This is a genomic window from Bifidobacterium sp. ESL0790, assembly GCF_029395435.1.
Lineage (GTDB): Bacteria > Actinomycetota > Actinomycetes > Actinomycetales > Bifidobacteriaceae > Bifidobacterium.
On sequence record NZ_CP113915.1, the window covers coordinates 1,845,894 to 1,860,311 of the forward strand.

Consider the following 14,418-nt stretch of genomic DNA (forward strand, 5'->3'; position numbering starts at 1 on the left):
CCCATTGATGGAGCGGTTCTTTTGTATATCGATTGACCAAGATCCTCTGAGCCGCCCGAACAGCAAAGTTCCATCGTTTTACAGTCTGATAATGTAAAAATTATTTGTCATACTTTTCAGAATTTCAGGCCAGTTTAGTCATACTTAATGTTACAATTTGACCTGTTAACGCTAATTTTTAGTACAAAAATTATGGAAGGACACGGTGTTTTCTATGGCTGGACGCAATCGGTTGGTCTGCGCTTTCACGGCCATTTCCGCCGTCCTCGCGCTGGCAATAGCGTCGCCTTTGGCGGGCGCCAAAGAAAATAGCACCGAAATCTACCCCCCCCCGCGGATCTGACATCAGAAAGCGTTCCCTCGCCCAAGTCCGAAAACCCAGCGTCCTCACCCTCATCTGACGCAGCAGGATCGCTCTCACAGAACTCCGAGGGAACCTCCCAGCAGAATCCCGCTTTCCCCCAGTCCCAATCCGGCGTTTCGTCCGGATTATCACCATTGAATAGGTCAAACCCCTCAGCCGGCCCACAGTCCGCGACATGCAACCAGCCCGGCGACCATACTTGGGGCACGCTGACGTGGAACGAGCACGTCAATGGTAACGACTGCGTCCTGGAACTCGAATATGGCACCATCCCCGACACCGGAACCACCGGCGACAGCACCAGCAGCCACATCCCATGGAAGGACCCCGGCGTCAGCAAGCTAGTCGTCGACGCGCCCGCCGGCAACGGCTCCGTGAAGCTCACCAGCGGCTACGGAATCTTCGACACCTACTTCCTGCCCGGCCTGAGGACCGCGGACGTCACCCATCTCGACACCAGTACCTCCACGAACATGGGCTACATGTTCCACGACCAGGCCAACCTCACCGAGGTCACCGGACTCGGCCAGTGGGACACCAGCCTGGTCACCAACATGAGCTACATGTTCCGCAACTGCCCCAAACTCACCGACCTGGACATCGAGGGCTGGCAGACGGGCGCGGTGACGACTTTCGCCAGCATGCTCCAAGGCGATACGGCGCTGGTGGGCAAGCCGGACCATGGCGGGGAGTCCACGCCCAACGGGCATACGCTGGACCTGTCTAGGTGGAGCGTGGCCCAGGCCACGGACATGACATACCTACTCTATGGCTGCTCGTCGCTGGAGTCCCTCGACATCAGCGGGTGGGACCTGCGCGGCGACGAGCGCAGCGGCAAGACCCGCGCCATCATGGCGGGCTGCACCAACCTCCACCGCATCAAGGTGGGCCCGAACATGCGGTTCACCGCCATATCCCACAGACGTGACTCCGGCTGGGGTGACTATTGGGACGTGGACCGCGGTGGCCTGTTCCACGACTGGACCTTCGCCCGCTGCCCGGACGACCCGACGCACGGCTACTACCAGACGGTTTGCGCGGTGAAGACGCCCGTGTACATGTCGCGTGATTACGCCACCTACATCCGCGGCTTCGACATCGCCACCGCGGCCCAGCCGACCGGCACGACCTGGGTGTACCTAGTGCCCGCCACCTATGACGCGTCCGGGGGCAACATTTCGTCGTGCCACGACGCGGTGCCAGGCACGCCCGCCTGCTCCACCGCCACCAAAGCCCAGAGCCGGCTCAACGGCTGGAAGGACGGCGACGGCGGCAAGCACGCGCCCGGCTGGACAATCCCCTGGACCGTGCCCGGCAAGAAGCTCACCGCCCAATGGCAGACCATCAAACCGCCCGGCGTGAGCAAGGCCACCCCGCACACCGACGGCACGCTCACCATCCACGGCACGTTCCCCGGCGGCACGCTCGACGGCGACCAGTTCACCGCCTACCCCTACGCCACACAGACCGGCGGCGCACACGGGACGGCGTCCCAGAGCGAGAAGACCACCAGCGCGACCGCCACCGCGCCCGAGGACGCCGACTGGGAGGCCGACTACACCACGGCCGCCAACCCCTACCCCAAGGACAAGATAGGCACCGGCGTCTCCTGGTGGTTCACCAGCACGCTCACCCAGAAGGACAACACCACCAGCGCCGAATCCTCACCACGCACCAAACTCACCATCGACACCGTCGCCCCCGGCCTCCAATCACACGTCGGCGGGCGCGTCCCCACCAGTGCCCCCGGGGTCAAGGCCAGCATCAAGGGCATGGTCCGCACCAGCGGCGACAGCGTCGCCCAACCCGACAACACCATCGAGGCCGGCGACCGCATCACCATCACCTGGCCCGACGGTTCGACCAGCGGCGCGGACGGCGACGGCAACCCCCTACCCTCCGGATCCAACGGGTCGATCGTCAGCGGCGCAGACGGATCGTTCGCCGAGGATGTGCCCTCCACCGTGGCTCTGGACGGCCGGGAGGCGACCGTCAAGGTCTACGACAACGCCGACGGCGACGGCACCGACCCGGACCACCCGGCCGGCGTCGAGAACAAGGCCAACACCACTTCGGTCACCGTCAAGCTCGTCACACCCACGGTCAACAAGCTCCCCTTGACCGGCCAACATTGGCAGGCTGACAACCTCATCCTTCTCGCCGCCGTCACCGTCCTCACCATCATCACCACCGCCTACGCCCAACACCGCCGATCCCGCCACTGACCCACCACCATCGCGGAACCCACCACTGCTAAAATCACCACCACGCCACAATCACCGCCGTCATCATTGATGGCGGTTTGGAGGAAGGTTACCGGCCAAAGAACTTATCACCCTGCGTTTCTGACCGGTAACCTCCCATTGGCGGAACTTGGTGCCTGCTTGCTGTTCACACGGTAGCCGACCGCGATGATCGCGTCGAGATTGTAGAAAGCGATTTCCCTGCGAACCGTTCTGCCGCCTTCGGTTTGAACTGTTTCCATTTTGGAAACAGTTGCCTTTTGCTCAAGTTCGCCCTCTGAATATATATTCGCCAGATGTTTCCAGTCGTTTTGGAACCGCACGACGCTGACTAGACGGATAAAAACGCCAAGAAGGCCTGCGCCCAACCCTAACCATGTTCATCAGTGACCTTGGGATTCGCCATCCTCATCGAGGAAATCGACCGAGAGGGGCATGTTGAGGGCGACGAAGGTCTGAAGCACCTTGTACATGTCGAAGGAGCCCTTGCCGGTCTCCACCTTCGCGATCCAGTTGCGCGAGACACAGGATTTGTCAGCCAGCTGCTGTGTGACGCCATCGGCCTCCCGGCCCCGTTTCAACGCCATACCGACGTCGTACATCGTCCTGATATGCATAGCGCCTCCGTCCGGAAATTGTTTATAATCATAAACAATTTTCCGAAATCGGTTAAGTGGACGCCTCAGAGGTTAAGCAGGTGCCCGTCCGAGCTAAAAACCTTCAAAAGACGGCGTTTTCTTGATTATTCGCGCAAAACAGAAGACCGTTTAACCCACCAAAGCACTCGCTTGATGCCCCCGTCAAACAGCCACTTCAGCCACTTCGGCACGGCCCAGCACAACAACATCCCCGTATGAACTCATTGTCAGCCAAGTGATTCGCGAAGGCGGCTCAAGAAATCTGGGATACCGCCGGACTAAATAAAAGCGTACGCGAATCCGTCGGTTTCCGAGACGGATTCGCGTACATTCTTGCGTTATCCCGCGTACATTCTTGCGTTATCCCGCGTACATTCTTGCGTTATCCCGCGTACATTCTTGCGTTATCCCGCGTACATTCTTGCGTTATCCCGCGTACATTCTTGCGTTATCCCGCGTACATTCTTGCGTTATCCCGCGTACATTCTTGCGTTATCCCGCGTACATTCTTGCGTTATCCCGCGTACATTCTTGCGTTATCCCGCGTACATTCTTGCGTTATCTCGCGTTATCTCGCGTACGTTTACGCGTATTTTGCGCGTACATTCGCGCGGAATCTCGTACTATCTCGTACATTTCTCGCACTATCTCGTACTATCTCGCGTTATCTCGCACATTTCTCGTACTATCTCGTACTATCGCGCGGCACCCTTTCTTGCTGAGGCAATGTTCGGCCTGCAACGCACTCCGCCGCGGAATCGATCGGAACAGGCATATGCGGAGCAACTAAGGCCCACTGGCGCTCCTCTCCCGACGAAACATACAGAAAAAGCCGCCACCATGCTTGTGACATGGTGACGGCTCTTGGCACGAAACCGGCTAAACCGAAACGCGAAACCGGCTAAGCCCGGGCACGAAGCCCCAGCGAAACCGGGCTCGGCGCGGCTCAGTCCTTGCGGAAGCCCTTCGGGTTCTTGGTCTGCCAGTTGAGCGACGAGGCAGCCATCTCGTCGATGCCCAGCTCGGCCTTCCAGCCCAGCTCGCGCTCGGCCTTGGAGGAATCCGCGTAGCAGGCGGCGATGTCGCCGGGGCGACGGGGCTTGATGACGTAGGGGATCTTGTGGCCGGCGGCCTTCTCGTAGGCCTTGATGACTTCGAGGACGGAGTAGCCGTGGCCGGTGCCGAGGTTGTAGGTGTAGACGCCGGGCTCGTTGATCTTGTCGATCACCGCGACGTGGCCCTTCGCCAGGTCGACCACGTGGATGTAGTCGCGCACGCCGGTGCCGTCGGGGGTCGGGTAATCGTCGCCGTAGACCTGCACCTCCTTGAGCTCGCCGAGCGCCACCTTGGCGATGTAGGGGGTGAGGTTGGCGGGGATGCCCTTCGGGTCCTCGCCCAGCAGGCCGGACTCGTGGGCGCCGACCGGGTTGAAGTAGCGCAGCAGAACGATGGTCCAGCTGTCGTCGGCCACATGCACGTCGCGCAGAATCTGCTCCTGGAAGAGCTTGGAGGTGCCATAGGGGTTGGTGGTGCCGCCGACGGGGCTCTCCTCGGTGAGCGGCAGGTGCTCGGCCGCGCCGTAGACGGTGGCGGACGAGGAGAAGATGAACTTCTTGACGTCGTGGTCGCGCATGGCCTTGAGGAGCACCATGGTGCCGGTGAGGTTGTTGTCGTAGTACTCGATCGGCTTGGCGACGGACTCGCCCACGGCCTTGAGGCCCGCGAAATGAATGACCCAGTCGACGTCGTTCTCGTCGAAGATGCGGTTCATCAGCTCCTCGTCGCGCACGTCGCCGTCGTAGCGCTTCACGGTCTTGCCGGTGATCGTCTTGACGCGGTCGAGCGCCTCTGGCACCGAATTGACGTAATTGTCGACGCTGATGACGTCGTAACCCTTCTTCAACAGCTCCACATCGGTGTGCGTGCCGATGTATCCGGCACCGCCGGTGACCAAAACCGTAGTCATATCTACTCCTTACCACAACGAACACAACCTAACAAAATCTAACATTAGCACACATTTAGCGGACGAACGCTGGACCAAGCGGCTGTTATATTCCCAGAAGTAAAACTACCTGTGTGACGTGACTTGATGGCGTAATCGGCGACGATACACATGGCACAGGCACAGAAGGTTTATCTCGTCATCCACAAACTCACCTGAAACACCCATCTGAGACGCCCGACCAATCCGAGCCAAAACAAGTCCCAAACACTCCCCCAAACGGCCCCAAAAATTCGACGAAACCCACCCAAACGTCAAACTCCGTAAACCCGTTCCACTATGGTGAAACGTACCTTTTCCTATCGGCCCGATGGTGTAATCTGTTCACGTTGACCAGGGCGCGTATGACGACGTGACGGTTGCCGCCGACGGCCCGAAGATGTTGAGATAACGCAGAAAATACCCATACCTCGAACAAGAAAGAAGCGGTTTCGAGTCGTGCAGCAACAAGGCAATTCCAAGACGCGGCAGAGCCCATTGCAGGGCATGTCGAAGGTCCTGACCAAAGAGGAGTCATACGTCGACGGACATTTGACGCACGCGGCCTTCGTCTCCATCGCCATCCTCACCTTCATCACCTTCATCGGCAACTTCACCCAGCTGCAGCTGAGCGCCGCACTGCCGACCATCGTGCACGAATTCGGCATCAACGTGACCACCGGCCAGTGGCTCACCTCCATCATCCAGCTCGTGCAGGGCGTCATGGTGCCGCTCACCGCCTACCTCACCCGCCGCTTCTCCACCCGCCAGATCGTCATCACCTCGATGAGCGTCTTCACGCTGGGCTCCGTGCTCGCCTGGTTCGGCAACACCTTCGTGGAGGTGCTGGCCGGGCGCACGCTCGAGGCCATTGGTTCGGGCGTGATGTGGCCGGTGCTGCAGATCATCGTCTTCTCCGTCTACCCCATGGCCAAACGCGGCGTGGCGATGGGCACCGTGGGCGTGGCCATGAGCGTCGCCCCCGCCATCGGCCCGACGTTCGGCGGTTGGCAAACCGACGCCAACGGCTGGCGTTCCATCTTCGTCTCGCTGACCATCGTGGGCGCGCTGGCACTGGTGCTCGCCATCTTCTTCCTGCATAACTTCAACGAGAAGGACGGCGACGCGAAGGCCGACTTCTTCTCCGTGTGCCTTTCGGTGATCGGCTTCGGCGGGCTGCTCTTCGGCTTCACCAACATCGAGAGCTACGCCTTCACCGCGCCGGTGGTCTGGCTGCCTATGGCCGTCGGCCTGGTGGGCATCGTCTGGTTCGTCGTTCGCCAGCTGAAGGGCGCCAAGCGCTACAAGGCCGAACTCAAGGAGCTCATCGGCGGGCTCGAGCACGTGGAGCGTCCGCAGGGCTCCAAGCCGCAGAACGTCGCCGAGCTGCGCGCCGCGATCAAGCACCTGCGGGCCGACCCGGATTCCGCCGCGAAAATCGAGGAGCACTTCAAGGACCCGAAGGTGCGCTCGAAGATCGACCAGATCCGCAAGCTGCAGCCGCCGCTGCTCGACCTCACCGTGCTCAAGAACAAGAACTTCATGGTCGGCACCATCACCGCCGCGCTGAGCTTCTTCGCCTTCAGCTCCATCACCGTCATCATCCCGCTCTTCATCCAGAACGACAGGGGCTATTCGGCCACCATCTCGGGTCTGGTGATGCTGCCGGGCGCGCTCGGGCAGTGCATCTCGCAGTTCGGCGGCGGACGGCTTCTGGATAGGTTCGGCGCGAGGCCGGTGGCGCTCATCGGCTCCATCACGCTGATGACCGGCACCATCATGATGAGCTTCATCGGCATGGAGGTTCCCATCTACTGGGTCTCGATCTGCCAGTTCATCCGCCAGATCGGCATGGGCTTCGTGCTGATGCCCATCACCACGTGGTCGCTCAACTGCCTGACGCCGGGAAGCGTCTCCGCCGGCTCGGCCGTCACCAACACCGTGCGCCAGATCTCCGGAGCCATCGGCGCTCCCGTGCTGGTCATCCTGATGGAGGAGTTCGCCAAAGTCCGCCAAGCCACGATGGGCACCAGCCACCGCGCCGCCGTGCTCTCCAACATCTTCGGCATCAGGATGTCGCTGATCATCAGCTCCGTCATCGCTCTCGGCATGGTGCTGCTGGTCACCTTCGGCGTGCGCGGCCAGGGCGCCGGCTCGGCCCGCGACCTCGCCAACCGCACGCTGCGTCACGTGCGCGTCCCCCGCATTCATTTGCACAAGTAACTACACAACTTGAGATGGCTCATCACTACGATTTGTTTTGCGACGATTCAGATAGGCAGAGGCTCCAAATAATTTTGAAATATCTGTCTATCTGAATCGATTCGGAAGCCTACGCACTGATAGGTAACCCGATTGGCTCATCCGCCGAGGCCAAGTCCATCTTCAGAGAGCCAGACTTTGCGTCTTTAGGAAGCGACCTAATCCCTCTCCCGGATTTCTCTTTAGGATTGGTCTGCTCTGCAGGTACAACTTTGTATTCTAGATGCGCCCCCACTTCCAAAGCGTAATCAGTGAGCAAAGAGACCAATTCCCGCTGCCCATTTTCGATTTGAGAAATATACGCCTGGGAAACGTTCATTTCACGAGCCAAATCTTTTTGCGTCATTCCACGACTCTTACGCATATCAACCAACTTATCGAGAAGCTCAAAACCTTCACGATATAAGTCTCCAGCCAAACCCTGGTAATCATACGGTAATGCATCTGGATCAAACACCGTCATCCATCCTTTCCCACGGAAATATAACTATTTGTTATATTACACCGTTTTATCTCTTTTCAAACTCTTATCCAATCTCTTTGCTATTTCCATTGCTTTTTGAATCTCCTCATTTTGCCTATCCCGAATAGCAATCTCGCTCTCTTCACGTACATCCTTAAGATGCATTCCAACACCAAACACCACTCGCGCCATATCAACGGGTTCTAAATCATAATGACGTATCTGTTCCTTTTGCACACCTTCTAAAAGGCGCTGAGAGTGATGCCATCTAAATTCAAACATCGGCAATCCCTTTTCCCGCGCCGACTCTATGGGCACAACTTCACTACCAGATCGCAAGCCACCTGATGTCATTCGCTCAAACATCTTCTCGAGATAGATTTCCGTCCGAATGCGGTATTTGTTGAAGTTCAAAAACTTAAGATATCCCCAATGTAATTGCGTGTTTGCCATATTTGAGGCGAATTGCCGCGCCATTGCATGTTCTTCACTTTCCTCGGAACTCTTTTCAAGATTTGACCCCATCCACCGATATTTGACAGGAATTCCATTGGTGCAACGACTTTGTTCAATCAACATCAATTTCTCCAATCTTTTGCATATTTCTGATTAACGTAATTAGCGTTCACTGTTTGGGAAGCTGCTGGGCGGGGCAGGTGCGGAGGACCTTGGAGATGGACTCGCGCTCCTGGGTGGTGACGCTCAGCTGGTATTTGTGCTTCACCGCCACCTGACGAGCCACGTATTGGCACTGGAAGCCGCGGTTGGCAGGCAGCCAGTAGGCGGCAGAGGCGGAACCCTTCTCCTGGTTGGCGGGACCGTCGACGGCCAGCAGGTTGAGGCCGTCGTTGCCGAATTGCATCCGCTCGTCCGAATCCCATTGGCTCGCGCCGGACTGCCAGGCGTTCTCGAGGGCCACCACATGGTCGATCTGCACGGCGGCGCTCGTTCTTGGCCCGCGCACGAAGTGTATCGTCTTGCCGGTGTAGGGGTCGGCGAGCTCGCCGGCGCGCACTTGGCAGGCGGGCGCCGAGGGACCGCTGGAGGCCCGGCTCGCGCCGAATCTCACCGATTTCATATCGCGGGCGAGCACGTCGTCGCGGATGGTGCAGCCATTGCCATCGTCGTCGGTGGTGTTGTAGCCGAAGGAATCGCGGTCGTAGCCACTGGTGCTGGGGTGGTCGTCCACGGGCAGGCCGTCAAGTACTTGCGTGACGGGGCCAGTGGAGATATATTGTCCGGTCATTTTCGCGAGTGGAGGACTGATTTGCGGCAACGCCAAGCCCGAGAGCACGCCGGTGATGGCGGCGGCAAAGAGCAGGATCAGCAGCCGTGGCCCAACGCCGTCGCGTGTGAAACGCCGACGCGAAAAGTGCGCGGCGCGCCCTCGGCGGCGACCATGCCAACGCCCGCGACGCCATGGTTCCGACGCGGACCGTCGGCCCGCGGCACCCGCATAAGCCCGCTTCCGCAAGACCACACCACACCCCCTGAATCCACATGAATCATGTACGTATCAGCAGGTATACGAAGGTGTGTCAGATAACACAAGACCTTGTGGACGAATCTTGTGGACGGACCATGTGGCTATTTCTTGTGGACGAGAGATTTCTGGACGAATCTCCTAGATATTCTTCGTGGACGCGTCCACAAGATCCGGATTTCGGACGTTTCTTGTGGACGTACCTTCTGGACATTCCTTGTCGACGCGGTACAAGCCGCCCTCGCCTAGACGGTCAGGACTAGACGGTGAGGACGCGGTCGGCGATGCGCATGGTCGATTCGCGGTGCGAGACCAGCACGATGGCGACGTCACGCTTGCTGGCCAGCTCGTTGATCGAGCGCAGGATCACCGCCTCGCTCAGCGCGTCCACACGACTGGTGGGCTCATCGAAGAGGATCAGCGAGGCGTCGGTGAGGAATACCCTCGCCAGGCCGACGCGCTGCCGCTCCCCCTCCGAAAGACGGGCGCCCAGCTCCTCCACGCAGGTGTCGAGACCGTCGGGCAGCGAATCCACAAACTCCTTAAGCGAGGCCTGCTCGCACGCCCTGAGCAGTTCGCCCTCACTCGCGTCCGGCTTGGCGACCAGGAGGTTGTCGCGGATGGTGCCGTTGAACATGTAGGTCTCCTGGCCCATCACGGTCTGCACGTGGCGGCGATGGTGCGCGTCGATCTGCGGCAGCGGCTGGCCGGAGAAATCGACCACGCCGCCCTGCGGATCCCAGTAGCGCATGAGCAGCTTGAGGATCGTGGACTTGCCGCGCCCCGAAGGCCCTTGCAACCCGAGGATTCCCGAGCGGGGAACGAGCAGGTTGAAGTTCCTGAAGACCGGCTTGGCCAACGGCTCGCGCCCGACCGTGAGGCCGTCGTAGGCCGCGTCCGCGCCGAACGCCGAGGCCGACACAGTGGGCGTGGCGTGCTTCTGGTGATAGGTGAAGGTGATGTCGCTGAGCTCCATGCCGTCGTATTTCGGCTTGGCGATGCCGGTTTCCTCCACCGCCGGGGCCTCGTCCAGAATGGCGAAGATGCGACGGGCCGCGCCGAACGTGCGCGTGAGGTTCGGCGGAAGCGCGCTAAGCGCCAGGGTCGGGCCGAACGAGCTGGCCACGAGGACCACCGCGGCCAGGCAGCCGAGGGCCATGGAGGGATCGTGCTGGCAGACGTCGAGGGCGACGAACGAGGCGGCGATCAGCGAGAAGACGATGAGCACGTCGCCCAGGCCGGAGAAGACGCCGTTCTTGCGGCTCAGGCGGTTCTGCAGCAGCCAAAGCTCCTTGCTGCGGGAGACGACGGCCTTGAGGCGCTGCGAGCCACGGCCAAAGCGGATGATCTCGTCGAGGCCGCGCATGTCGTCAAGCACGCGGTCGTCGAGGGCGGCGGACTCCTCGCGGATACGTGCGCCGATGCCGCTGACGCTCGAGGCGAAGAGCTCCGGGAGCACCACGCCCATAAGCAGGTGCGAGATGATGAGCAGCAATGCGAAGCCCGGATCCAGCGTCCAGAGCGCCACCGCGTAGCAGATCGAGGTGACGACGGCGACGACCACCGGGGCGATGGTGTCGGCGAAGAAGACCTCAAGCTGTTCCACATCCTCGGTGATCAGCGCGACCAAATCACCCTTGCCACGTCCCAGCAGCTTGCCGGGGGCCAGGTTGCGCAGTGCGTTGAAGGTTTTGGAGCGGAAGAGCGAGAGCAGGCGGAACGAGGCGCTGCGGGTCATGAACTGCTCGCTGAAGCGCATCAGGCCGCGCAGCAGGGCGCACACGGCCATCGCCACGATCGAGGCGGTGAGGCTGAAGCCCCAGATGGGGTGGCCGAAGCCGGCGGCGAACGCCATGACGCCGAAGACAGGCAGGAAGGTGCCGGCCAGCTGCGAGATGGAGCCGAGCAGGCAGGCGGCGACCAGCCAGTGCATGAGCGGGCCGACCTCGCTCAACAGGCGGCGCACCACGCGGAACGTGCCCATCGGCTTGGATGGTGAAGATGCCTGGATGGAAGTCGAATTCGCGTCGGAGCCGTGCTGGGCACGGACGTTGCCATGTGTTGCCGAAGAGACGGCATCCGCGCTTGGCACGCGGGCGGCCGCCGCTGCGTTGGATTTCGATTTGCCATTCGTTGTTGCGGACGAAACGGAGGCAGCCGCACCGGTCTTGGCCTTGTCACGCTTGCCATAGTGCAGGCTCCAGCCGTCGCGGTGGGTGATGCGCTCCATCATCTCCTGGTCGCGGTACATCTCGGCGTAGATGCCATTTGTTGCCATAAGCTCGGCGTGCGTGCCCTCCTCCGCGACATGCCCGGCGTCGAAGACCACGATGTCGTCGGCCTTGGCGGCCTCGGCGAGATGGTGGGTGACCATGATGACGGTGTGGGTGCGGGCGAGGCTGCGGATGGTGGACTCGATGAGGCGTTCGCTTTCGGCGTCGACGCTGCTGGTGGCCTCGTCGAAGACGTAGACAGGGCTGTCGCGCAGCAGGGCACGGGCGATGGCGAGGCGCTGGCGCTGTCCGCTGGAGAGGTTGCTGGCGTCCTGCTCGATGCGCATGTCGAGGCCGCCGGGCTGCGAGTAGACGTAGTCGTCGATGCGGGCGTCGTCAAGCGCCAGCCACATCTCGTTGGCGGTGGCGGTGGGCTTGGCCATCAGCAGGTTCTCACGCAGGGTGCCTTCGAACAGGTGATTCTGGGCCGATACCAGGGTGACCGTGTCGGCCAGGGAGCGGGTGCGCAGGCTTCGCACCTCGCAGCTGCTCACGCTGTCGAAGATGCGGTAGCCCAGGCGTAGCGAGCCGCCGTAGACCCTGTTGGTGCCGGCGATCAGCGAGGCGGCGGTCGATTTGCCCGAGCCGCTCGCGCCAACGATGGCGGTCAGGCGGCCGGCGCGCACCGAGAAGCTCGCGCCGTCCATCGCGCGCACCGTCTTGGAGGTGAGGGCATGGCGGTTGGAAGTCGCGGCGGAAGCGCCGGTTTTCGCGGAAATGGAAGTGTTGGACGTATCGGATTTGTCGGATTTCCCAGACTTTCCAGCGACATCACCAACATTGCTGCCATTATCATTGTTGCCATTATTGGCATCGCTCGCAGCGGTATCAGCCCCAAGCCCGTCCTGATCGAACGGCTCGTAGGTGTACTCGACGTTGTTGAAGGTGATGGAGAAATCGTGGGCGTCGCGCGGCAGAGTCATCTGCCCGTCGTCGGCCACGGGGGCGTCGAGGATGGAGAAGATGCGCTTGGTGGAGGTCAGGCCGTTCAACGCGATATAGAAGTACGAGCCCAGACGGCGCAACGGGGTGAAGAAGGTGATCGAAAGCAGCACGATGACCATGGCCGCGGGGAGCCCAAGACGGCCCGAGAAAACCTGCCAGACCGCCACGCCGATGCCCGCCGCGGCGCCCGTGTAGGCGACCAGGTCGACGGTGGAGAGCGAGCGCAGCTGCACCTTGAGCAGCCGCATCGTCATCTTGCGCAGGCCCTCGGATTTGCTCTCCATGTGCTTGGCGGCCACACCGTCGGCGTCGAAGGTCTTGAGGGTCTCGAGGCCCTGGATGTTGTCGAGGAACATGCCGCCCATGTCGGTGTAGGCGCCCCAATAGCGCGGCAGGACCTTGGAGGCGTCGACAGCGGCGAGCGCGACCACGCCGATCAGCAGCGGCACGCAGGCCAGGAGCACCAGCGAGGCGAAGGTGTTGATGGGTAGCAGAACCACGAAAAGCGTCAGGGTGGCCGCCACGGAGAAGATGAGCTGCGGCAGGAAGAGCTCGAAGAAACTCTGCAGTTGGTCAACGCCCTCGCTCATCGACTGCACCACGTCGGCGGTGCGCACGTGGCGGGCGTAGGAGGGGCCGAGGTCGAGCATCTTCTCGTAGAGGCGCTCACGAAGCGAGAGTTTGACCTTCTCGCTGGCCTGCGAGCCGAAGAAATGGGCCGCGCGGTTGGCGAGGTATTTGACGATGACGATGACCACGAAGGCGAAGACGAAAGCCGAATAATCGTCGGGGAAGGCCTGGAAACCGTTGAGGATCTTGGCCAGCTGCTTGCCGTTCGAGGTGATGACGGGGAACAGCTTGCCCAGAAGACCGACGGCCATGAACGCGAAGCCGACGTCGGCCAGCAGCGAGATCCATAGGCACAGGACCTTGGCGGCCACCAACATTCCGACACGCGGCACCAACGTAAACAGCCGTTTATCGAACATAGAAAAACCTTTCAAAGCGAAACCCTCAGCCTGCTCATGAACCTTCTGCCAACCTGCTTATCGACCTGCCATAAACCTGTTATCAGCCTGTTTCATCCCGGACCATCGTAAGACAATGCCTTCAAAGAATACTGTACGAGCCACGACACCCAAAACACATGCGCGAAACTCCCACAGACACGCCGAAAATCGGAGTTTTGGGGAGGGTTGGAGGAGGTGTTGAAGAAGGAATCGGCAGCCAGGTCGGCTGACCGGTTCGACACCCAGGTTGCAAACGTGACGCAAACATCCGTATCAGCGTCACAAACGCAACCAATTGAACCACCAGGTTACAAACGCGACGCAAACCAACCCATCGGCGTTACAATCACAACCTGGCGAGCGAGATTATTGCAAACGCGACGCAAACTTATGTATTAGCGTCACAATCGCAACCAACTTATTACAAATGTGACGCAAAACGCCATATTGGCGTCACAAATGCAACTAATAAGGACCCCCAGTCGCGTTTGCGACGCAAACTGGCCCACTTCCGTCACAAACGCGACTGGCGGGACCCCGAGATTGCAAATGTGACGCAAACTAACCCATCGGCGTCACAAACGCAACCAACTCATCGGGACCCCACATTGCAAATGCGACACAAACCAACCGATTACCGTCACAAACGCAATCAATCCATTGCATATGTGACGCGAACCGGCGTTTTGGCGTCACAAATGCAACCAATCAGCATGCCAAGATTGCGAACGTGACGCAAACGAACGTAAAGGC

Annotated in this window: 9 protein-coding genes; 2 read left to right on the forward strand and 7 right to left on the reverse strand. The window is 60.3% G+C overall.

The window, feature by feature from the left end; genetic code table 11:
* Positions 1 to 498 precede the first annotated feature (498 nt).
* On the forward strand, positions 499 to 2,589 hold the full coding sequence (locus tag OZY47_RS07150) for a BspA family leucine-rich repeat surface protein (protein ID WP_277177649.1): 2,091 nt from the start codon (positions 499 to 501) through the stop codon (positions 2,587 to 2,589).
* 107 nt (positions 2,590 to 2,696) lie between these two features.
* On the opposite strand, the gene rhuM is transcribed toward OZY47_RS07150, so the two are convergent.
* The 3 genes from rhuM to galE all read right to left on the reverse strand — a co-directional run bounded on the left by rhuM (position 2,697) and on the right by galE (position 5,211).
* Entirely contained in the window at positions 2,697 to 2,975 is a 279-nt protein-coding gene (gene rhuM / locus OZY47_RS07155) for a RhuM family protein (protein ID WP_277177650.1), read from the reverse strand.
* Positions 2,976 to 2,990: 15 nt separating this feature from the next.
* Positions 2,991 to 3,224: a hypothetical protein gene (locus tag OZY47_RS07160; RefSeq protein ID WP_277177651.1), complete on the reverse strand. Its 234-nt coding sequence runs from the start codon at positions 3,222 to 3,224 to the stop codon at positions 2,991 to 2,993.
* Between the two features lie 967 nt (positions 3,225 to 4,191).
* The gene (gene galE, locus OZY47_RS07165; RefSeq protein WP_277177653.1) at positions 4,192 to 5,211 is read right to left on the reverse strand and encodes a UDP-glucose 4-epimerase GalE; all 1,020 of its coding nucleotides are present in this window, start codon (positions 5,209 to 5,211) and stop codon (positions 4,192 to 4,194) included.
* A gap of 525 nt (positions 5,212 to 5,736) precedes the next feature.
* Between galE and OZY47_RS07170 the strand changes: the two genes are divergently transcribed.
* On the forward strand, positions 5,737 to 7,452 hold the full coding sequence (locus tag OZY47_RS07170) for an MDR family MFS transporter (RefSeq protein ID WP_277179211.1): 1,716 nt from the start codon (positions 5,737 to 5,739) through the stop codon (positions 7,450 to 7,452).
* Positions 7,453 to 7,561: 109 nt separating this feature from the next.
* Here OZY47_RS07170 and OZY47_RS07175 read toward each other — a convergent pair whose 3' ends face one another.
* The 4 genes from OZY47_RS07175 to OZY47_RS07190 all read right to left on the reverse strand — a co-directional run bounded on the left by OZY47_RS07175 (position 7,562) and on the right by OZY47_RS07190 (position 13,644).
* The gene (locus tag OZY47_RS07175; RefSeq protein WP_277177655.1) at positions 7,562 to 7,954 is read right to left on the reverse strand and encodes a helix-turn-helix transcriptional regulator; all 393 of its coding nucleotides are present in this window, start codon (positions 7,952 to 7,954) and stop codon (positions 7,562 to 7,564) included.
* Between the two features lie 36 nt (positions 7,955 to 7,990).
* Positions 7,991 to 8,533, reverse strand: a complete 543-nt coding sequence (locus OZY47_RS07180) for a hypothetical protein (protein WP_277177656.1) — start codon at positions 8,531 to 8,533, stop codon at positions 7,991 to 7,993.
* Between the two features lie 46 nt (positions 8,534 to 8,579).
* Positions 8,580 to 9,281: an HNH endonuclease family protein gene (locus OZY47_RS07185; RefSeq protein ID WP_348519402.1), complete on the reverse strand. Its 702-nt coding sequence runs from the start codon at positions 9,279 to 9,281 to the stop codon at positions 8,580 to 8,582.
* Positions 9,282 to 9,696: 415 nt separating this feature from the next.
* Complete coding sequence (locus tag OZY47_RS07190) at positions 9,697 to 13,644, reverse strand: ATP-binding cassette domain-containing protein (RefSeq protein ID WP_277177657.1); 3,948 nt, start codon at positions 13,642 to 13,644, stop codon at positions 9,697 to 9,699.
* Positions 13,645 to 14,418 lie beyond the last annotated feature (774 nt).

Bases quoted from the DNA above. Each gene is read 5' to 3' on its own strand.
- OZY47_RS07160 (WP_277177651.1), bottom strand. From the start codon at position 3,224: ATGCATATCAGGACGATGTACGACGTCGGTATGGCGTTGAAACGGGGC.
- galE (WP_277177653.1), bottom strand. From the start codon at position 5,211: ATGACTACGGTTTTGGTCACCGGCGGTGCCGGATACATCGGCACGCAC.
- OZY47_RS07170 (WP_277179211.1), top strand. From the start codon at position 5,737: ATGTCGAAGGTCCTGACCAAAGAGGAGTCATACGTCGACGGACATTTG.
- OZY47_RS07175 (WP_277177655.1), bottom strand. From the start codon at position 7,954: ATGACGGTGTTTGATCCAGATGCATTACCGTATGATTACCAGGGTTTG.
- OZY47_RS07180 (WP_277177656.1), bottom strand. From the start codon at position 8,533: ATGTTGATTGAACAAAGTCGTTGCACCAATGGAATTCCTGTCAAATAT.
- OZY47_RS07190 (WP_277177657.1), bottom strand. From the start codon at position 13,644: ATGTTCGATAAACGGCTGTTTACGTTGGTGCCGCGTGTCGGAATGTTG.